This is a genomic window from Kitasatospora sp. NPDC097691 (assembly GCF_040302665.1).
GTDB lineage: Bacteria > Actinomycetota > Actinomycetes > Streptomycetales > Streptomycetaceae > Kitasatospora.
The window spans coordinates 1-20,802 of record NZ_JBEORY010000035.1 but is presented as its reverse complement, the minus strand read 5'-3'; the positions used below and the strand labels follow the sequence as shown (position 1 = coordinate 20,802).

Annotated in this window: 12 protein-coding genes and 1 pseudogene; 11 read left to right on the top strand and 2 right to left on the bottom strand. The window is 73.4% G+C overall.

Translation table 11 applies throughout. From position 1 onward, the window contains the following. Nucleotides 1–52: 52 nt before the first annotated feature. The 7 genes from ABTY56_RS23575 to ABTY56_RS23545 all read left to right on the top strand — a co-directional run bounded on the left by ABTY56_RS23575 (nucleotide 53) and on the right by ABTY56_RS23545 (nucleotide 12,815). Entirely contained in the window at nucleotides 53–2,986 is a 2,934-nt protein-coding gene (locus tag ABTY56_RS23575) for a putative bifunctional diguanylate cyclase/phosphodiesterase (protein WP_350631023.1), read from the top strand. A 328-nt stretch (nucleotides 2,987–3,314) separates the two neighbouring features. Continuing rightward, complete coding sequence (locus tag ABTY56_RS23570) at nucleotides 3,315–5,168, top strand: acetolactate synthase large subunit (protein WP_350630967.1); 1,854 nt, start codon at nucleotides 3,315–3,317, stop codon at nucleotides 5,166–5,168. Nucleotides 5,169–5,250: 82 nt separating this feature from the next. Next, nucleotides 5,251–5,775, top strand: a complete 525-nt coding sequence (ilvN, locus tag ABTY56_RS23565) for an acetolactate synthase small subunit (RefSeq protein ID WP_030057405.1) — start codon at nucleotides 5,251–5,253, stop codon at nucleotides 5,773–5,775. Between the two features lie 148 nt (nucleotides 5,776–5,923). Next, nucleotides 5,924–6,922, top strand: a complete 999-nt coding sequence (gene ilvC / locus ABTY56_RS23560) for a ketol-acid reductoisomerase (RefSeq protein WP_350630966.1) — start codon at nucleotides 5,924–5,926, stop codon at nucleotides 6,920–6,922. Between the two features lie 232 nt (nucleotides 6,923–7,154). After that, nucleotides 7,155–8,741, top strand: a complete 1,587-nt coding sequence (serA, locus tag ABTY56_RS23555) for a phosphoglycerate dehydrogenase (protein ID WP_350631022.1) — start codon at nucleotides 7,155–7,157, stop codon at nucleotides 8,739–8,741. A gap of 292 nt (nucleotides 8,742–9,033) precedes the next feature. Continuing rightward, entirely contained in the window at nucleotides 9,034–9,195 is a 162-nt protein-coding gene (locus ABTY56_RS23550) for a hypothetical protein (protein ID WP_350630965.1), read from the top strand. A gap of 422 nt (nucleotides 9,196–9,617) precedes the next feature. Next, entirely contained in the window at nucleotides 9,618–12,815 is a 3,198-nt protein-coding gene (locus ABTY56_RS23545) for a S8 family serine peptidase (protein WP_350630964.1), read from the top strand. A gap of 53 nt (nucleotides 12,816–12,868) precedes the next feature. Here ABTY56_RS23545 and ABTY56_RS23540 read toward each other — a convergent pair whose 3' ends face one another. Then, the gene (locus ABTY56_RS23540) at nucleotides 12,869–15,406 is read right to left on the bottom strand and encodes a YfhO family protein (protein ID WP_350630963.1); all 2,538 of its coding nucleotides are present in this window, start codon (nucleotides 15,404–15,406) and stop codon (nucleotides 12,869–12,871) included. Nucleotides 15,407–15,563: 157 nt separating this feature from the next. On the opposite strand from ABTY56_RS23540, the gene ABTY56_RS23535 reads away from it, so the two are divergent. From ABTY56_RS23535 to cimA, 4 genes are all read left to right on the top strand, one after another. Further along, nucleotides 15,564–16,130, top strand: coding sequence for a Uma2 family endonuclease (locus ABTY56_RS23535; protein ID WP_350630962.1), 567 nt, complete (start codon nucleotides 15,564–15,566; stop codon nucleotides 16,128–16,130). A 67-nt stretch (nucleotides 16,131–16,197) separates the two neighbouring features. Then, on the top strand, nucleotides 16,198–17,238 hold the full coding sequence (locus ABTY56_RS23530; protein ID WP_350630961.1) for a 3-isopropylmalate dehydrogenase: 1,041 nt from the start codon (nucleotides 16,198–16,200) through the stop codon (nucleotides 17,236–17,238). 213 nt (nucleotides 17,239–17,451) lie between these two features. After that, nucleotides 17,452–18,564: a branched-chain amino acid aminotransferase gene (locus tag ABTY56_RS23525; RefSeq protein ID WP_350630960.1), complete on the top strand. Its 1,113-nt coding sequence runs from the start codon at nucleotides 17,452–17,454 to the stop codon at nucleotides 18,562–18,564. 387 nt (nucleotides 18,565–18,951) lie between these two features. Continuing rightward, entirely contained in the window at nucleotides 18,952–20,556 is a 1,605-nt protein-coding gene (cimA, locus tag ABTY56_RS23520) for a citramalate synthase (RefSeq protein WP_350630959.1), read from the top strand. 67 nt (nucleotides 20,557–20,623) lie between these two features. On the opposite strand, the pseudogene ABTY56_RS23515 reads toward cimA, so the two are convergent. Continuing rightward, a pseudogene (locus ABTY56_RS23515) lies at nucleotides 20,624–20,802 on the bottom strand (ATP-binding protein); the annotation flags it as partial.

Genomic DNA, 20,802 nt, shown 5'->3' with positions numbered 1-20,802 from the left:
CGCGGACGCGTCCGCCGTCGAGACCGTGCCCGCGCCCGTCCGTCGCGGCCCGCTGCGTCGGCTCCGGGAGAGCCGCACGCTGCCCGGACTCGTCCTGGGCGCGCTCTGCCTGGCCTATGCCATGGGCGCCGCCGCCGGCTGGGGATCCCGCCAACTGTCCATCTTCATGGGCGACTTCGGCCTGGCCGCAGCAGCCCTGGCGGCCGCCCTGTCCTGCCTGGTGTACGGCTGCACCGTCGGCGGCCACGCCCGCCCGGCCTGGCTGCTGTTCGGCCTCTCCTCGCTCATGGTCGCCTTCGGCAACGGCACCTGGGGCTGGTACGAGCTGGTCGTGCGCACCCCGCTGCCCCGGGACTCGCTCGCCGAGTACGCCTTCCTGCTGTTCGCCCCGCTCGCCATCACCGGCGTCCTGGTGCTCGCCCAGCGCCCGCGCTCCGCGGCCGGCTGGCTCTGCCTGCTGCTCGACGGCTGGCTGATCGCCGGATCGCTGTTCACCCTCAGCTGGAGCCTGGCGCTCGGCCGGATCGCCGCCGGCGAGGGCGGCTCCACCCTGCGGCTGGCCCTCAACCTGGGCTACCCGGTGCTGGACATCCTGCTGGTCAGCCTGGTGATCGGGCTGCGCTTCGGCGGCCGGGACGGCAACCGGGCGGCGGTGCACACCGCGATGCTGGCGCTCGCCGTCACCGTGCTGTGCGACGCCCTGTTCACCTCGCCGCAGCTGCGCAGCAGCTACCACTCCGGCGAACTGCTGGACGCCGGCTGGTTCTCCGGCAGCCTGCTGCTGGCCTGGGCGCCGTGGTCGCCGCGCTGGCGCCGCCCACTGCGCGAACACCCCTCGGCCGGCGGCCTGCCGCGCCGCCGGGTGGCCACCACCTTCAGCGCGCTCACCCCGTACGCTGCCGCCGCGGTCTGCACCGCCGGAATCCTCTACAACGCCCTCGGCGGGCGCGAGTTGGACCGCGTGGTGGCCGCGGCCGCCTGCACCGTCGGGTTGGCACTGATCCTCAGGCAAGGCGTGATGCTGCTCGACAACCTGTCGCTGGCCCAGGAACTCGCCCACAAGGAGGCGCACTTCCGCTCCCTGGTGCAGGGATCCAGCGACGTCATCATGATCGCCGGCGCCAACGGCGTGCTCTCCTACGTCTCCCCGGCCGCGCTCGGCGTGTACGGGCGGGATCCGGAGGAGCTGGTCGGCGGCAACCTGCTGGACCTCGTCCACTCGGAGGACGTGGACCGGGTGCTCTCCGAGGTCCGCCGCTACCTCGCGCGGATCCGCCTCACCGCCCACCGCGTCCCGGCCACCGCCGAGCCCTCCGCCCGGGTGGAGTGCCGGATCAGCTCCGGCGACGGCGAGTGGCTGCACGTCGAGTCCACGGTCAGCCGGCACCGCGACGGCCTGCTGCTCAACAGCCGGGACGTCACCGAACGCGTCATGCTGCAGGCCCAGTTGCAGCACAACGCCTTCCACGACCCGCTCACCGACCTGCCCAACCGGGCGCTGTTCACCCAGCGGCTGCGGGCCGCCCTCGGCTCCCGCGGCCAGCAGGGCGGCACCGGTGCCGGGATCGCCGTGCTCTTCCTCGACCTGGACGGCTTCAAGGCGGTCAACGACTCCGCCGGGCACCAGGTCGGCGACGAGCTGCTGGTGCAGGCCGCCCGTCGACTGCAGGGCGCCGTCCGCTGCGGGGACACCGTCGCCCGGTTCGGCGGCGACGAGTTCGCCGCCCTGGTCTGCGGCCCGCTCGGCCGCCTCCAGGTCCAGGAGCTGGCCGAGCGGCTGCGCGTCGCGCTCTCCGAGCCGTACTGGATCGGCGGCGCCGAACTCGGCGTCGCCGCCAGCATCGGCATCGCCTTCGGCACCCCCGAACGCGGCCCCGCCGCCGACCCCAGAGCCGCCGCCGACGAGCTGATGCGCAACGCCGACCTCGCCATGTACCGGGCCAAGTCCGAGGGCAAGGGCCGGGTGGTGCTCTACACCCCCGCGATGCGGGCCGACCTGGAGCGCCGCACCGAACTGGAGGAACGGCTGAGACTGGCCGTCCGGGAGGGCGGCTTCACCCTGGTCCACCAGCCCGTGGTGGACCTCGCCGACGGTGCGGTGACCGGCATCGAGGCGCAGGCCCGCTGGCGCTCGGCGGGCGGCCTGCTGCTCACCCCGGCCGAGTTCCTGCGCTCCGCCGAGCACGGCGACGCGGCGACCCGCTTCTCCCGCTGGCTGATCCGCGAGGCGGTCGCCACGGCCGCCGCCCGGCGCGGCGTGTACGGCCGGAGCCGCGGCGCGCCGGAGCCCGTCCCGGTCGCCGTCCGGCTCTCCGCCGAGCGGCTCTGCTCGCCCGGCGTGTACGAGACGGTGGCCGCCGCGCTGCGCGACAGCGGGCTGTCGGCCGGCGAGCTGGTGATCGAGGTGGCCCGGATGGGGCCGGACTCGCTCGCCGACGAACTCGGCCGGCGGCTGGCCGCGCTGCGCCGGCTCGGCGTCTCCACCTGGCTGGCCGGGTACGGCGCGGGCAGCGGCTCGCTCGGCGCCCTCGCCCGGCTGCCCCTGGACGGCCTCAAGCTGGACCGCACGCTGGTCCAGGGCCTCGGGGAGTCCGGGCTCGCCCGCACGCTCGCCGGGCACGCCCTGCGGCTCGGCCACGACCTCGGGATGGCCACCGCCGCGGAGGGCGTGGACCTGCCCCGCCAGGTCGCCGTGCTGCAGGAGCTGGGCTGCGGGCAGGGCCAGGGCTCGGCCTTCGCGCCGCCGCTGGACGAACCCCGGCTGCGCCGCGCGCTGGCCCGGCGCGGCTACCCGCTGCCGAAGCAGCCGGGCCCGCTCTCCGCCCGTCGCGGACATCCGGCCGCCGACGCCCGGACGAGTGGCCGCCCGGACGTCGCGCCGGGACGTGGCGTACGTCACCACGGCGGCTCTGACCTGCCCGAACACCGTGCCGCCACTGGTCCGGCGGGTGGTCCGCATGGCGAGACGGTCATCCCACCTGCTTGACACGCCACCCCGGACGGGAGGATGGTCGTTGCCATGCGCACCCGAATTCTCGTACTTGGCGGGCGCGTCGGCTGACAGGGCTCGCACGCCCTGCTCGTGACAGACCGACGCGCCACCCCTCGCATGCCCTTGGGCACGAGGGGTTTTTTGTTGCACTGACGCTGTTCCACCCCGCAAGACCCCTGGCCTCGGCCGCCCGAGATCCTCCGACTTGTCGGATTGAGCGGGACGATTGAGGCAGAGCCGGCGATCGACCCGGACCGGGACCCCACCCTCGCAGCACCGGGGCCCGCAGCCGGGTCGGCAAAACCCGAGAAGAGACAGGCAGATGACCGAGCACGCCGCATCCCCCCGCCGCGGGGACAACCCGGCCGCCAACGCTCCCGCTCCCCAGCACGTCGTCGAGACCATGACCGGCGCCCAGTCGCTCATCCGCTCCCTGGAGGCCGTGGGCGCGGACACCGTCTTCGGCATTCCGGGCGGGGCCATCCTTCCGGCGTACGACCCGCTGATGGACTCCGCCAAGGTGCGCCACATCCTGGTCCGGCACGAGCAGGGCGCCGGCCACGCCGCCACCGGGTACGCCCAGGCCACCGGCAAGGTCGGGGTCTGCATGGCCACCTCCGGCCCGGGCGCGACCAACCTGGTCACCCCGATCGCCGACGCCTACATGGACTCCGTGCCGATCGTCGCGATCACCGGCCAGGTCTCCTCCAAGGCGATCGGCACCGACGCCTTCCAGGAGGCGGACATCTGCGGCATCACGATGCCGATCACCAAGCACAACTACCTGGTCACCGACCCGGCCGAGATCCCCCGGGTGATCGCCGAGGCCTTCCACATCGCCGCGACCGGCCGCCCCGGCCCGGTCCTGGTCGACATCGCCAAGGACGCGCTGCAGGCGACCACCACCTTCCGCTGGCCGGTCGAGGCGGCCCTGCCCGGCTACCGCCCGGTCACCAAGCCGCACGCCAAGCAGATCCGCGAGGCCGCGAAGATGCTGGTCGGCGCGAAGCGCCCGGTGCTGTACGTCGGCGGCGGCGTGATCAAGGCCCGGGCCACCGCCGAGCTGCGGATCCTCGCCGAGCTGACCGGCGCCCCGGTGGTCACCACCCTGATGGCGCTCGGTGCCTTCCCGGACAGCCACCCGCTGCACCTGGGCATGCCCGGCATGCACGGCTCCGTCCCGGCCGTCACCGCCCTGCAGAAGTCCGACCTGCTGTTCACCCTCGGCGCCCGCTTCGACGACCGCGTCACCGGCAGGCTGGACAGCTTCGCCCCGTACGCCAAGGTCGTCCACGCCGACATCGACCCGGCCGAGATCGGCAAGAACCGCCCGGCGGACGTGCCGATCGTCGGTGACGCCCGCGAGGTGCTCGCCGACCTGATCGTCGCCGTCCAGGCCGAGTTCGACGCCGGCCACAAGGGCGACTACGCCGAGTGGTGGGAGAAGCTCGACGAGTGGAAGACGACCTACCCGATCGGCTACGAGCCGGCCCCCAACGGCCAGCTCTCGCCGCAGCAGGTCATCGAGCGGATCGGGCAGCTGGTCGGCCCGGAGGCGATCTACGCCGCGGGCGTGGGCCAGCACCAGATGTGGAGCTCGCAGTTCATCCGGTTCGAGAAGCCCGGCACCTGGCTCAACTCCGGCGGCGCCGGGACCATGGGCTACGCCGTCCCCGCGGCGATGGGTGCCAAGGCCGGCAGCCCGCAGACCCCGGTCTGGGCCATCGACGGCGACGGCTGCTTCCAGATGACCAACCAGGAACTCGTCACCTGCGCCCTGAACGGCATCCCGATCAAGGTCGCGGTCATCAACAACGGCTCGCTGGGCATGGTCCGGCAGTGGCAGACGCTGTTCTACAACCAGCGCTACTCCAACACCGTGCTGCACGCCGGCCCGGGCCACGACGGCATCGAGCCGCCGGCCCAGGGCACCCGGATCCCCGACTTCGTCCTGCTGTCCGAGGCGATGGGATGCGTGGGCCTGCGCTGCGAGCGCCCCGAGGACCTCGACGCCGTCATCAAGCAGGCGATGGAGATCAACGACCGCCCGGTCGTCATCGACTTCATCGTCCACCAGGACGCCATGGTCTGGCCGATGGTCGCGGCCGGGACCAGCAACGACGAGATCCAGTTCGCCAAGGGCGTCCGCCCCGACTTCGGCGACGACTCCGACTGACCGGGCCCGCCCGCCCGTCGCCCGCCGCCACCCTTCTCGGGACCGGCCACGCCGGACCCCTCTTGTGCGACTGAGGAACCACATGTCCAAGCACACCCTCTCCGTCCTGGTCGAGAACAAGCCCGGCGTGCTCGCCCGCATCGCGTCGCTGTTCTCCCGTCGGGGCTTCAACATCGACTCCCTCGCCGTCGGCCCGACCGAGCACCCGGACGTGTCCCGGATGACGATCGTGGTCAACGTCGAGGACCTCCCGCTGGAACAGGTCACCAAGCAGCTCAACAAGCTCGTGAACGTGATAAAGATCGTCGAACTCGACCAGGCCGCTGCGATCCAGCGGGAACTGGTCCTGGTGAAGGTCCGCGCCGACAACGAGACCCGGTCGCAGATCGTCGAGATCGTCCAGCTCTTCCGTGCCAAGACCGTCGACGTGTCGCCCGAAGCGGTGACCATCGAGGCCACCGGCAGCTCGGACAAGCTGGAGGCCATGCTCCGGATGCTGGAGCCTTACGGCATCAAGGAGTTGGTCCAGTCCGGCCTGGTCGCCATCGGCCGTGGCGCCCGTTCGATCACCGACCGGTCGCTGCGCGCCCTGGACCGCAGCGCGTGAACAGCGCCAGACGGCGACCCGCCCGTCTCAAACCCTGAAGCGCGACCCGCGCCGTCTCAAACCCTGAAGCAAAGACCCCACACCTGTCGGGACCGCATACGGTGAATACCGCGTACCCGGCATCCATGACGCAAGGAGATGTGCCCCCGTGGCCGAGCTGTTCTACGAAGACGACGCCGACCTGTCCATCATCCAGGGCCGCAAGGTCGCGGTCATCGGCTACGGCAGCCAGGGTCACGCCCACGCGCTGTCCCTGCGCGACTCCGGCGCCGATGTCCGGGTCGGCCTGAAGCCGGAGTCCAAGTCCCGCGCCAAGGCGGAGGAGGCCGGCCTGCGCGTCGTCACCCCGGCCGAGGCCGCGGCCGAGGCCGACGTCATCATGATCCTGGTCCCGGACCCGATCCAGGCCGACGTCTACGCGGCCGACATCGCCCCGCACCTGAAGGCCGGCGACGCCCTGTTCTTCGGCCACGGCCTGAACATCCGCTTCGGCTTCATCAAGCCCCCGGCGGACGTCGACGTCTGCATGGTCGCCCCGAAGGGCCCGGGCCACCTGGTCCGCCGCCAGTACGAGGAGGGCCGCGGCGTCCCGGCGATCGTCGCCGTCGAGCAGGACGCCACGGGCAACGCCTTCGCCCTGGCGCTGTCGTACGCCAAGGGCCTGGGCGCCACCAAGGCCGGCGTCATCAAGACCACCTTCACCGAGGAGACCGAGACCGACCTGTTCGGTGAGCAGGCCGTCCTCTGCGGTGGCACCGCCGCCCTGGTGAAGGCCGGGTTCGAGACCCTGGTCGAGGCCGGCTACCAGCCGGAGATCGCCTACTTCGAGTGCCTGCACGAGCTGAAGCTCATCGTCGACCTGATGTACGAGGGCGGCCTGGAGAAGATGCGCTGGTCGGTCTCCGAGACCGCCGAGTGGGGCGACTACGTCACCGGCCCGCGGATCATCACCGACGCCACCAAGGCCGAGATGAAGAAGGTCCTCGCCGAGATCCAGGACGGCACCTTCGCCAACACCTGGATCGCCGAGTACAAGGCGGGCCTGCCCAAGTACAACGAGTACAAGAAGGCCGACGAGGACCACCTGCTGGAGACCACCGGCAAGAAGCTGCGCTCGCTGATGAGCTGGGTCAACGAGAAGGCCTGAGCCTTCCCGGCCCCTCTTTTGTAACGCCCTTGTACAAGTAGGCTGCTCTCGTCCGGGTGATTTCGCCGGACGGGAGCAGCCTGGCACCCAGCCCGTCGATACACTTCCGAGTGCGCGTCAGGCCCACAGCGTCGTGCGTCTACCTACGCGGCATGCCACCTTCCCCCCGCCCTTCCACGCCACCCACGTGCCGGGGGAACCGCAGAGTTAAGGACACACTGTCGTGAGCACTGTGACATCCAAGACCGCCGTCGTTCTGATCGCCGAAGAGCTGTCGCCCGCCACCGTCGACGCCCTCGGCCCCGACTTCGAGATCCGCCACTGCAACGGTGCCGACCGCACCGAGCTGCTCACCGCGATCGCCGACGTCGACGCGATCCTGATCCGCTCCGCCACGAAGGTCGACGCCGAGGCGCTGGCCGTGGCCCGCAAGCTCAAGGTGGTCGCCCGCGCCGGCGTCGGCCTGGACAACGTGGACGTCGCCGCCGCCACCAAGGCCGGCGTGATGGTCGTCAACGCGCCGACCTCCAACATCGTCACCGCCGCCGAGCTCGCCTGCGGCCTGCTGATCTCCGTCGCCCGCAACATCGCGCCGGCCAACGCCGCGCTCAAGCAGGGCGAGTGGAAGCGCAACAAGTACACCGGCGTCGAGCTGAGCGAGAAGACCCTCGGTGTCGTCGGCCTCGGCCGGATCGGCGTCCTGGTCGCCCAGCGGATGTCCGCGTTCGGGATGAAGATCGTCGCGTACGACCCCTACATCCAGGCCGCCCGCGCCGCGCAGATGGGCGTCAAGCTGGTCACCCTGGAGGAGCTGCTGGAGGTCTCGGACTTCATCACCGTCCACCTCCCCAAGACCCCCGAGACCATCGGCCTGATCGGCGACGAGGCGCTGCACAAGGTCAAGCCGACCGTGCGCATCGTGAACGCCGCCCGCGGCGGCATCGTGGACGAGGAGGCGCTCGCCAGCGCCCTGCGCGAGGGCCGGGTGGCCGGCGCGGGCCTGGACGTGTACGCCAAGGAGCCGTGCACCGACTCCCCGCTGTTCGCCTTCGACAACGTGGTCGCCACCCCGCACCTGGGCGCCTCCACCGACGAGGCGCAGGAGAAGGCCGGCATCGCGGTCGCCAAGTCGGTGCGCCTCGCGCTGGCCGGCGAGCTCGTACCGGACGCCGTGAACGTCCAGGGCGGCGTGATCGCCGAGGACGTCCGCCCGGGCCTGCCGCTGGCCGAGAAGCTCGGCCGGATCTTCACCGCGCTGGCCGGCGAGGTGGCCGTCCGGCTCGACGTCGAGGTCCGCGGCGAGATCACCCAGCACGATGTGAAGGTGCTCGAACTGTCCGCGCTGAAGGGCGTGTTCGAGGACGTGGTGGCCGAGACGGTGTCCTACGTCAACGCCCCGCTGTTCGCCCAGGAGCGCGGCGTCGAGGTCCGCCTGACCACCTCCAGCGAGAGCCCCGAGCACCGCAACGTGATCACCGTGCGCGGCACGCTCGCGGACGGCGAGGAGATCGCCATCTCCGGCACGCTGGCCGGCCCCAAGCAGACCCAGAAGATCGTCGGTGTGGACGCCTTCGACGTGGACGTGGCGCTCACCGACCACATGGCCTTCTTCAAGTACGAGGACCGCCCCGGCGTGGTCGGCGTGCTCGGCCGCCACCTCGGCGACGCGGGCATCAACATCGCCGGCATGCAGGTCGCCCGCGACGGTGGCGGCGCGCTGGCGTCCATCACCGTGGACAGCGAGATCCCGCAGGACGTGCTGACCGCGATCGCCGCCGAGATCGGTGCCCGCTTCGCGCGCTCGGTCGACCTGGGCTGACGGGTCCCCCGCCCGCAGCAGGGCCCGGACCGCCGTTCGAACGGCGGTCCGGGCCCTGCTGCGTTCCGCCGGGTGGCTCCCGTCTCAGATAGTAGGAAATCCAAGTATTCGTGCAGACACGGCCGGGGCGGGGTCGTACCGTGGAAGAGCCATACGGTGTGCCGCCCCTGTAGCCAGGGCGCGCGGCCCGTGTGCGCGTGCGCCCTCACGGGCAGGCGACCCCTGCCCCCGCGCTCCTTCCCTCCCGCCCTCCCGCCGCGCCTTCGAGCGCGCCGCTTCCAAGGAGCCCGGTATGCCCACCACCGTCGACCGTCACGCCCCCGCCGCCCCCGCAGCCGCCCCCGTCCGTGCCCCGCGCCGCCGCCGGGCCGCCGAGCGGAACAGCTACGCCGCCGCCGCCCTGCAGCGCTCGCTGGACCGCCGGGACAACGGCGGCGTCACCGGCCACCACTGAGCCGGGCCGCGGGTGGCGTTCATCGGCCGACTGGGCCGGACGGGTTGACGGTTCGTCACCCCGTAGAGTGCAACCTCGGTCCATCCGGGGGAAGTTGCTCGCCCGGGCCGGCGCGATCATCCTAATTTGGGGCCCCCGGAAGGGTGATCGACGGCCGCGCGGGCGGGCGTCAGCGGCACGGAGTGCGGATCAGTCCCCCTGCCGGGGGAGAGGGCCCAGTGCGTCTGCCACCCGTCCGCCGACCCTTCGCCCGGATCGGCCTCACCCTGGTTCTGCTGGCCGGGAGCGCCGTCCTCGCCGCCACCCCGGCGGCAGGCGGCCCACCGACCGCAGGACCACCCACTGCAGGACCACCCACTGCAGGACCACCGACCGCGGGACCACCGACCGCCGGATCTCCGGGGGCCGGCCGAACGGCCTCCGTGCTGCTCGAACTCGCCACCGAAGCGGCCGGTTCCGCCTGGCAGCGCGCCGCTGACGGGGCCCGACGGGAGCAGCGCTCCCCGGAGGCCGTCCGGCGGGAGGCCGCGCAGGCCGGCGCCGCCCAGCGGGCCCGGGCCGGGGACGCGCTGGAGCGGCTCGCCGGGGCCGTCCACCGGGCGGCTCCGGCCGCCCGCGAGCTCTACCGCACCCACACCCTGCTCACCGGGCTCGCCGTCAGCGCCCCCGCCGACCGGCTGCCCGCCCTGCGGGCGCTGCCCGGTGTCCGGGCCGTCCACCCGATCGTCAACAAGCGGCGCGACAACGCCTACTCCGTCCCGCTGACCGGCGCTCCGCAGGTGTGGTCCGGTGACGCGGCACCGGCCGGCAACACCGGCGCGGGCGTGCGGATCGGGATCGTCGACAGCGGCATCGACTACACCCACGCCGACTTCGGCGGCCCCGGCACCGAGGAGGCCTTCCGCTCGGTCGAGCGCGGCAAGCCCGCGCCGGCCGCACTGTTCCCCAACGCCAAGGTGGTCGGCGGCAAGGACCTGGTCGGCGACGACTACGACCCCGACCCGGCCTCCCCGCAGTACCAGCCGGTGCCGCACCCGGGCGACAATCCGATCGACTGCGTGCGCAACGGGCACGGCACCCACGTCGCCGGCACCGCGGCCGGGTACGGCGTCACCGCCGACGGCCGGCCGTACAGCGGTCCGTACGGTCCCGGGCTGGACCCGGCCTCGTTCAGGATCGGACCCGGCGCCGCCCCCGGAGCCCAGCTGTACGCCATCCGGGTGTTCGGCTGCGACGGCTCCACCGACCGCCTCACCCAGGCCCTCGACCTGGCCGCCGACCCGAACGGGGACGGGGACCTCGCCGACCGGCTGGACGTCGTCAACCTCTCGCTCGGCAGCCGCTTCGGCAGCGCCGACGACACCGACGCGCTGGCCGTCGACCGGCTCGCCGCGCTGGGCACCGTCGTGGTCGCGGCCGTCGGCAACGAGGGCGACGTCTACGGCATCGGCGGCAGCCCCGGCACCGCCGCCCGCGCGATCACCGTCGCCGCCTCCGTCCACGGGCACGCCGACGTGGACGGCATCACCGTGCTCGCCCCCGCCGCGCTGGCCGGCGTCGTCCCGGCGCACTGGAGCGAGCGCTACGAGGGCTGGGCCACCGCCGACGTCGGCGGCGAACTGGCCCTGCCCGCCGACCAGTCGGACGGCTGCACGGCCTTCGACGAGGCCGACCGGCAGCGGCTGGCGGGGAAGATCGCCCTGCTCGCCTGGACGACCAAGGACGCCGACCGGGCCTGCAACTCCGGCCCGCGTGCCGACCACGCCGCCGACGCGGGCGCGATCGGCGCGTTGTACGCCGCCGACACCGACCACCTCGCCGAGATCGCGGGCGACGACCGCGTCCCGGCCGCCCTGCTGGCCCGCGCCGACGGGGAGCGCCTGCGCCGGGCCGTGGCCGACGGCCCGGTGCGGGTCCGGCTCGCCGCTCCCGGCAACCCGCTGCACGGCTCCGTGGCACAGAACCAGCCGGCCCGGGTCGACACCCTGACCGACTTCACCTCCCGCGGCATCGGCGTGCCCGGGGTGGTCAAGCCCGACGTCGCCGCCCCCGGCGAGACGATCTGGTCCGCCCTGGTCGGCAGCGGCACCGGCGGCCAGCGCGAGAACGGCACCTCGATGGCCACCCCGCACGTCGCCGGGCTCGCCGCGCTGGTCCGCGCCGCCCATCCGGACTGGCCGGTCGAGCAGCTCAAGGCCGCGCTGATGAACACCACCGCCGACACCTACCTCGGCGACGACCGCAGCGGGCCGGTCTACGGGCCCGAGCGCACCGGCGCCGGGCGGGTCCGGGTCGACCTGGCGGTCCGCACCCCCGTCGTCGCCTACGCGGCGGGGCAGGGCGCCGAGGAGGGCGGCGTCGGGGTCTCGTTCGGGCCGGTCGAGGTCGGCGGGCCGACGGCGCTCGTGCGGGAGATCGAGGTCCGCAACCACGCGGACTCGCCGCTGAGTTACCGCACCGGGTACGCGGCGGCCACCGAACTGCCGGGTGCCTCCTTCGCGGTGGCCCCGGAGCGGGTCGACGTGCCGGCGGGCGGCACCGCGCGGGTGCGGGTCACGCTGTCCGTCCCCGGAAAGTCGGGCCGCGCGCCCGACCCGACCATCGACACCGTGCAGGGCGGCAAGGCGCGCAGCTACCGGGGCGAGCTCTCGGGGCGGGTGCTGCTCACGCCGGTCGCGGGCGGCGCACTGCCGCAGCTGCGGGTCCCGGTGTTCGCCGCTCCGCGGCCGGTCTCCGACCTCGCGGCGACGGCCGCCGTCCGCACCGTGCGCGACACCACCCTCGTCCCGCTCGGCGGCAGCGCCGCGCCCGGGGCGACGCCCGGACTGACCACCGCCCTCGCCCTCGGCGGCGAAGGAGCACGCTGGGCCGACTGCCCGCCCGGCAGCGGCGCCGCCGTCGGTCCGGGCGCGGGCATCCTTCCCGACGGCGCGGGGGAGGGGGCCGACCCCGGGCAGGACGTCTGCGTCGAGCACCCCGGCGAACGGTCCGCGAACCTGCGGGCGGCCGGAGCCGCCGTCGACTCCGAACTGCTCTACGTGGGAGCGCAGTTGTGGGCCCCCGCGGTCACCCCGGTCGGGCTGTACGGGGTGCGGGTCGCGCTGGACACCGACGGGGACGGCAGCACCGACGTCATCCTCAAGGCAGACCGGCAGCGCGGCAGCGACGTCCTGGTCTCCCGTGCCCTCGACGCCCGTACCGGAGCCGAGCTCGACGTCCAGCCGCTGAACGCCCGCTGGGGCGACACCGACACCGCGCTGCTGGACAGCGACGTCCTGCTCCTGCCCGTCCGGCTGAGCGCCCTGCCGGGTGTCGGCCCCGGCCACAGCACCGTCCACTACGGCGTCTGGACCGGTGTCGCCGGCCCCGGCACACCGGATCCGGCCGAGGCCTACGCCGCCATCGGCCTGCACGGCACCCGGCCGACCGTCCCGCTGGACGTCCTGCACCCGGCGCTCGCCGCCCGGGTCGGCCTCACCGGGCCCCCGGCGGTGATGGCCCCGGCCGGCCCGGGCACCGTCCTCGCCGTGCACCGCACGGCGGGCGACGGCAGCAAGCTCCTGCTGCTGCAGCACCTCAACCCGGGTGAGCGACGGGCCCAGGTGCTGACCCTGCCCTGACCCGCGCGAGCCGACGGATAGGGCGGCCCGCCGACACCGGTCGGCGGGCCGCCCTACGCGTTCCGGCCGCCCTGCGTGTCCCGGGCATCCTGCGTGACCCGGGCGTCCCGGGCGCCCCGGGCGTCGTGGGCGGCGCGCCGGTCGCGGCGCGGGGTGCGGGTGGGACGGCGGGAGAGGCGGCCGAAGACGGCCACCAGGGCGAGGACGGCGGCGGTGGCGGAGCCGAAGGTGAGGCCCTCGGTGAGCCCGGGCGGGCGGAAGGAGCAGGCGATCCGGGAGGCGCCGGGGCCGAGGGGGACACCGATCATGCCGAGGACCGGGGTGGGGGCGGCGGGGCGGCCGCCGTCCGCGGCGCAGGTCCAGCCCTCGGTGGCGGGGACGGCGAGCAGCGCGGTGCCGGTGGAGCCGGCCGGAAGCGCTGCCGCGAGGGTGTGTCCGCCGGCCTCGACGCGGGTGGCGCCACCGGCGGTGAGGCGGGCGACGGCGGCCGCCAGGGCGCCGGTCCGCAGGCAGCCGATCGGGCGGGCCGGAACCTGGCTGACGGTGTCGGAGCGCAGCGTCACCCGGACCACCCCGTCCGCCGGGACGGTGCCCAGCCGGTGGATCGGCACGGCCGTGGTGGGCTGCGCGCCGTCGCTGCGGTAGCCGGTGCCCAGGGCGCTGACCGTGCCCCGGTACCAGACGCCGTGGAAGAACGCCGTCGACCCGGGTGTGCAGGCGGCGGTGAGCACGGTGCCCTCCTCGCCGGGCGGCACCGACCAGCCGCTGGTGCCGTGCAGGGTGGGCGCCGGGCCGCCGGCCGGGACGGGCAGCGGGGCGTCGTACACCTGGCTGCCGAGCAGCGACTCCTGCCGGGACCAGACCGAGGAGGTGTCCGGGTGCGCGCCCGGCGGCAACACGGTGACCAGCGGCGGCGCGGGGGCCCGGCCAGGGGTGAAGCCGTACGGCGGCGGACCGTCGTCCAGGTGGGCGCGGACGGCGAACAGCGCCTGCCCGACCGGGTCGGTGACGCTCTCGGTCTGCCGCCCGCCGGCCGTCCAGCCCGCGCCGAGGTCGTGCAGCAGCAGGGCGGCGACGGTCGGCAGGTACCCGCTGAAGTAGCCGCCGCCCTGGCCGCCCAGCAGCAGCGGGTCGTTGGGGGTGAAGGCGTGCGGGCCGGGGTCGCTGCGGCCCCGCGGCCAGTCGTCGGCCGCGCGGACCGCGGCATGGCCGGCCCGCACGGCCGCCGGCCGGACGCTGCCGGAGGGGGCCGCGCCGGGCGCCGCGTACCCGGACCAGACGGCGTTGCCGAACACCGCGCCGCCGATCACCCAGGTGGCGACGGTGTTCGCCCGGCGGTCGGGGTGCCGGCGGTCCAGGACCCACAGCGCGGCGAGCAGGACGGTGCCGCCGACGGTCAGCAGCACCCAGGTGGCGGTGCGGACCGAGTGCAGACTCGCGGCGACCGAGGCGATCACCGCGACCACGGCGGCTCCGCCGAGCAGGGTGAGCGGGTCCGGCCGGTGCGCCAGCGACACCCAACCGGCCAGCACCAGCAGGCCGCTGAGCACGAACGCGACCCGGTACGGCCCGCCGGCCGGGATCGCCAGGCCGTGCCAGACCAGGACGGTCGGGGTCCAGACGAATCCGAGCACCACCAGCACCAGCGCCGCGCACCAGGTCGCCCGCTCGCGCGGCCGCACCTTCCGGTTGAAGGGCAGCCCGCACACCAGCAGCAGCCCGAACAGGCCGATCGCCACGTCCGGCAGCGCCCGCCCGCCGTGGGTGGCGGGCAGCAGCTGGGCGAGGTGGCCGCCCGGTCCGGACGGGCCCAGCGGCTCCACCGGGGACTCGGGCTGGGCGCCCTGCGCGGCCCGCACCGCGACGAACAGCACCGGGGAGGCGAGCAGTACCCCGGTGGTGGCCATGGTGACCGCCCGGCCGGTGGCCCGGACCCGTTGGCGGAACGGCCGTTCCGTGGCGAACAGGCGGACGGCGAAGAGGAGTCCGGCCGCCAGGGTGGCCAGCGCGGCGGTGTACAGGTTGCCCGCCCAGGCCAGCGCGACGCAGAGCGTGCCGGCCACCCAGCGCCGCTCGCCCAGGCACCAGTCGGCGGCGAGGCCGAGCAACGGCAGCGAGACCAGGCCCCAGAGCCACATCGGCGCGGCGCCGCCGACGTCCAGCACCCAGGCGCACAGCCCGTACCCGACGGCGGCGAGCGCCCGCAGCCAGTGCGGACCGGGGTGGAGGCGGCCGAGCAGACGGGTCATCAGGGCGGTGCCGAGGCCGATGGTGGCGAGGGTGACCAGCAGGACGGCGAGCTCGCCCCGGTCGCGGGGGAGGAGTGCGGTGAGCCAGGAGAACGGGTTCATCAGGTAGGCGAAGAAGTCCGCCAGGAACGGGACGCCGTACCCGCTGTTCCAGTTGAACAGGAGGTCCCCGGTGGCCTCCCCGTGCAGCAGGTCCCACAGGTGGGCGTGGTACGGCACCGCGACCTCCTCCGCCCCGGCCGGCCACCGCCCGCGCAGCCCCGCCGCCAGCGCGTACCCGCCCACCGCCAGCCCGGCCGCACCTCCGCAGACCAGCACCTCCCGCCGCCGCTCACCCCTCACCCACGCGCCCCGTTCTGCCAGTGACCCCGGACTTCGCCACCCTAAGCGCGCCCCCGGGGCGCACCACGACGCACGCGCTCCGTCGAAGGAGTGGCGTCCGGGAAGGCGTTGCCGAGTAGCCTGAGAACGCCGCCAGGATGCCCGTATGGGAGGAACCATGAGCATCGAGCCGTACCCCGACTGGCTTCGCCCGCCGGTCGGCGGATACACCGCCGACGACCTGGACCGGCTGCCTGATCTCCCGCCGCACACCGAGCTGCTCGACGGGAGCCTGATCTTCGTGAGTCCGCAGACGCGATTCCACATGCGCACCCTCCGTAGGCTGGAGCAGGCGCTGGAGGCCGCCGTGCCGGACGGGTGGGAGGTCTGCCGGGAGATGGGGGTCAAGCTCAACCGGCGCAATCGGCCCGAGCCCGATCTGATGGTCGTCGACGAGCGGGGAGACACCGGCCCGAGGCAGACCTTTTCCGTAGTGGAGGACGTGCTGCTGGCCGTCGAGGTCGTTTCCGAGGAGTCTCAGGACCGCGACCGCCAGGTGAAGCCGCGAAAGTACGCGGCTGCCGGCATCGCGCACTTCTGGCGCATCGAGAGCGACGACGAGGGACGTCCGATCGTCCACGTGTACGAGCTGGACCCGGCCACCGGCACCTACGGCCTGACCGGGATCCACCACAAGCAGTTGAAGCTCGAACGCCCGTTCCCGGTTGACATCGACCTCACCTGACGACCCGAGCCGTCCGGATGGTGGACGTCAGGTGTCAGCCCCTGGGACGGCGGAGTAGGGTCCGAGCATGTCTCGCACCATTCGTCTCGCAGTTGTCCCGGGTGACGGCATCGGCCAGGAAGTGGTGGCCGAAGGCCTCAAGGTCCTGGGCGCCGTGCTTCCCGCCGATGTGAAGCTGGAGACCACCGAGTACGACCTCGGGGCCCGGCGCTACCACCGGACGGGGGAGACGCTGCCGGACGACGTGCTGGCGGAGCTGAAGTCGCACGACGCGATCCTGCTGGGTGCCATCGGCGACCCGAGTGTGCCGTCGGGGGTGCTGGAGCGCGGGCTGCTGCTCAAGCTGCGGTTCGCCTTCGACCACCACATCAACCTGCGTCCGGGACGCCTCTTCCCCGGGGTGCGGTCCCCGCTCGCCGGCGAGCCCGACATCGACTTCGTGGTCGTCCGCGAGGGCACCGAGGGCCCGTACGTCGGCAACGGCGGCACGCTGCGCACCGGGACGCCGCAGGAGGTGGCCACCGAGGTCAGCCTGAACACGGCGTACGGCATCGAGCGCGTGGTGCGCGACGCCTACCGCCGGGCCCAGGCGCGGCCGCGCAAGAAGCTCACCCTGGTGCACAAGAACAACGTGCTGGTGCACGCCGGGCACCTGTGGACGCGGATCTTCGCCGAGGTCGGCAAGGAGTTCCCCGAGGTCACCACCGACTACCTGCACGTCGACGCGGCGACGATCTTCTTCGTCACCCAGCCCGAGCGCTTCGACGTGATCGTCACCGACAACCTGTTCGGCGACATCCTGACCGACCTCGCGGCCGCCGTCACCGGCGGGATCGGCCTGGCGGCGAGCGGCAACATCAACCCGAGTGGCGAGTTCCCGTCCATGTTCGAGCCGGTGCACGGCTCGGCGCCGGACATCGCCGGCCAGGGCAAGGCCGACCCGACCGCCACCGTGCTGTCGGTCGCGATGCTGCTGGAGCACCTCGGCTTCGCCGCCGAGGCCGCCAGGGTCGAGGCCGCCGTCGCGGCGGACCTGGCCGAGCGCTCCGGCACCCGCAGCACCTCCCAGGTCGGCGACGCGCTCGCCGGTCGAGTATCGGGCGGCTGACGAGCCGGACCGACAAGGTTTCCGGCCAGGTGGGCCGGATCGCATAACCGCAGCTTGCGGCTCTCACAGGAGCCGATGGCTGTTCGGCACGGCCCTCTGGATGCGAGTATCGACAGTGGGCCGTGCCGTTGTGCGTTCGTTCCGGCGTTCGATCGCCGAAACGTCTCTGCAGTGGTGGCGGCCCGGACCAACCCCACGGTGAAGGAAACAGCCATGAGCACGCCCACCCAGGCGCCCATCACGTTCGACCTCAAGCCCTCCGCCCACCCGCTGCCCGCAGCGGAGCGCGAGGCCCGGCTGACCAACCCCGGCTTCGGCCGCGTCTTCACCGACCACATGGTCACCGTCCGCTGGACCGAGGGCGTGGGCTGGCACGACGCCCAGCTGGCGCCGTACGCGCCGCTGGAGATCGACCCGGCGAACATGACCCTGCACTACGGCCAGGCGATCTTCGAGGGCCTGAAGGCCTACCGCCAGGCCGACGGCTCCATCGCGACCTTCCGCCCGGAGGCCAACGCCGCCCGCTTCCAGGCCTCGGCCCGCCGGCTGGCCATGCCGGAGCTGCCGGTCGAGACCTTCGTCGAGGCCGTGGAGCTGCTGGTCCAGCAGGAGCAGGAGTGGGTCCCGAACGAGCCGGAGCAGAGCCTCTACCTGCGCCCGTTCATGTTCGCCACCGAGGTCGGCCTGGGCGTCCGCCCGGCCAACTCCTACCTCTTCATGATCATCGCCTCGCCGGCCGGCGCCTACTTCCAGGGCGGCATCAAGCCGGTCTCGGTCTGGCTGTCCAAGGAGTACGTCCGGGCCGCGCCCGGCGGCACCGGCGCCGCCAAGTGCGCGGGCAACTACGCCGCCTCGCTGGTCGCCCAGGCCCAGGCCGCCGAGAAGGGCTGCGACCAGGTCGTCTGGCTCGACGCCGCCGAGCACCGGTGGGTCGAGGAGATGGGCGGCATGAACCTGTACTTCGTCTTCGGCGAGGGCAAGGACGCGAAGATCGTCACCCCGGAGCTGTCCGGCGCGCTGCTGCCCGGCATCACCCGTGACTCGCTGCTCCAGCTCGCCGCCGACCTCGGCTACGCCGTCGAGGAGCGGAAGATCTCCACCGACGAGTGGCAGCAGGCCAACGCCGACGGCACCCTCAGCGAGGTCTTCGCCTGCGGCACCGCCGCCGTCATCACCCCGGTCGGCTCGGTGAAGTCCGCCGCCGCCGACTGGACCGTGGGCACCGGCGAGCCCGGCCCGATCACCATGGAACTGCGCCAGGCGCTGCTGTCGATCCAGGGCGGCCAGACCCCCGACACCCACAACTGGCTGCACAAGATCGTCTGATTCCCGGAGCATCCGCACCGGCTCCGGCCTGCCACGTTTCGCATCGCGAGACGGGCGGGCCGGATCCCGCGGGCTGTGCCAGACTGCGGACGTGTCCTCGCTTTCGCTGATTATCGGCAGCAGGCGCGCCGGTCCGCAGTGACCGCTTCCGCAGGACCCGATGCGGAGCGACCACGAGCGTCCAGACCCGCGCGCAGACCTCTCGCACCCGCGAGGGGTCTTTTGCTTTTGGGGCACGGCCCCGTCGAGCAGCCACCCGGACCGGCCGAGAGCCCCCACGAAGGGCTCGGGGACACCGGGGCCGCGCGCGAGATCCTGGACAGTGGAGCCGGGACCAGAAATCCGGCCAGAGCAGTACGAACCTCCCCGAACGGAGAACCAGGGGTCATGACCGAGGTCAGCCGTACCGACGACAGTTTCCACGTGTTCGACACCACGCTGCGCGACGGCGCCCAGCGTGAGGGCATCAACCTGACGGTGGCGGACAAGCTGGCCATCGCCCGGCACCTGGACGAGTTCGGGGTCGGCTTCATCGAGGGCGGCTGGCCCGGGGCCAACCCGCGCGACACCGAGTTCTTCGCCCGGGCCGCCGCCGAACTGGAGCTGCGGCACGCACAGCTGGTCGCCTTCGGCGCCACCCGCAGGGCCGGCGGCCGGGCCGCGGACGACCCGCAGCTGGCCGCGCTGGTCGGCTCCGGCGCCCCCGTGATCACCCTGGTCGCCAAGTCGCACGACCGGCACGTGGAGCTGGCGCTGCGCACCACCCTGGACGAGAACCTGGAGATGATCCGGGACAGCGTCGAGTTCCTGCGCGCCCAGGGCCGCCGGGTGTTCATCGACTGCGAGCACTTCTTCGACGGCTACCGGGCGAACCGGGAGTACGCCCTCGCCGTGGTCCGCACCGCGCACGAGGCCGGCGCGGACGTGGTGGTGCTGTGCGACACCAACGGCGGGATGCTGCCCGCCGGCGTCCGGGACACCGTCGCCGACGTCCTGGCCGAAACGGGCGCCCGGCTCGGCATCCACGCCCAGGACGACACCGGCTGCGCGGTGGCCAACACCCTGGCCGCGGTGGACGCCGGCGCGACCCACGTCCAGTGCACCGCCAACGGCTACGGCGAGCGGGTCGGCAACGCCAACCTCTTCCCGGTGGTGGGCGCGCTGGAGATCAAGTACGACCGCCGGGTGCTGCCCGAGGGCCGACTGGCCGAGATGACGCGGATCTCCCACGCGATCGCCGAGCTGGTCAACCTGGCCCCCTCCACCCACCAGCCGTACGTCGGCTACTCGGCCTTCGCCCACAAGGCGGGCCTGCACGCCTCCGCGATCAAGGTCGACCCGGACCTGTACCAGCACATCGACCCCGAGCGGGTCGGCAACACCATGCGGATGCTGGTCTCCGACATGGCCGGCCGGGCCTCCGTCGAACTCAAGGGCAAGGAGCTCGGCTACGACCTGTCCACCGACCGGGACCTGGCCGGCCGGGTGGTGGCCAAGGTGAAGGAGCAGGAGAACCTCGGCTACACCTACGAGTCGGCCGACGCCTCCTTCGAGCTGCTGCTGCGCGACGAGGTGCGCGGCAGCCGGGACCGCTTCTACATCCTGGAGTCCTGGCGGACCATCAGCGAGCAGGGCCCGAAAGGCATCTCCGGCAACGAGGCGACCGTCAAGCTCTGGGCGAAGGGTGAGCGCCGGATCGCCGTCGGCGAGGGCAACGGCCCGGTGAACGCGCTGGACCAGGCGCTGCGCACGGCGCTGGAGGGGATCTACCCGCCGCTGGCCACCTTCGAGCTGGTGGACTACAAGGTCCGCATCCTGGAGGGGCAGCACGGCACCGGGTCCAAGACCCGGGTGCTGATCGAGTCCACCGACGGCACGTCCACCTGGTCCACCGTCGGCGTCGCCGACAACGTGGTCGCCGCCTCCTGGCTGGCGCTGGAGGACGCGTACACCTACGGTCTGGTCCGCGCCGGCCTGGAGCCCACCGAGTAGCCGGCCCCCGGGACGTCAGTGGCCCGCCGGACTTCGCGTGAAGTCCGGCGGGCCACCCGTGCCTGGGTCACCGCAGCCGGGCGAGCAGGGCGTGTTCGACGAGGGTGATGAGGGCGCTCTTGGCGCTGTCGCGGCGGCGGGCGTCGAGAGTGATGACGGGGGTGTCGGCGCCGAGTTGGAGTGCCTCGCGGACTTCGTCGGCGGTGTGGGGCTGGTGTCCGTCGAAGCCGTTGAGGGCGACGACGA

Coding starts and splice junctions, on each gene's coding strand:
- ABTY56_RS23550 (WP_350630965.1), top strand. CDS start 9,034: ATGCCCACCACCGTCGACCGTCACGCCCCCGCCGCCCCCGCAGCCGCC.
- ABTY56_RS23525 (WP_350630960.1), top strand. CDS start 17,452: ATGAGCACGCCCACCCAGGCGCCCATCACGTTCGACCTCAAGCCCTCC.
- ABTY56_RS23570 (WP_350630967.1), top strand. CDS start 3,315: ATGACCGAGCACGCCGCATCCCCCCGCCGCGGGGACAACCCGGCCGCC.
- ilvN (WP_030057405.1), top strand. CDS start 5,251: ATGTCCAAGCACACCCTCTCCGTCCTGGTCGAGAACAAGCCCGGCGTG.
- cimA (WP_350630959.1), top strand. CDS start 18,952: ATGACCGAGGTCAGCCGTACCGACGACAGTTTCCACGTGTTCGACACC.
- ABTY56_RS23530 (WP_350630961.1), top strand. CDS start 16,198: ATGTCTCGCACCATTCGTCTCGCAGTTGTCCCGGGTGACGGCATCGGC.
- ABTY56_RS23535 (WP_350630962.1), top strand. CDS start 15,564: ATGAGCATCGAGCCGTACCCCGACTGGCTTCGCCCGCCGGTCGGCGGA.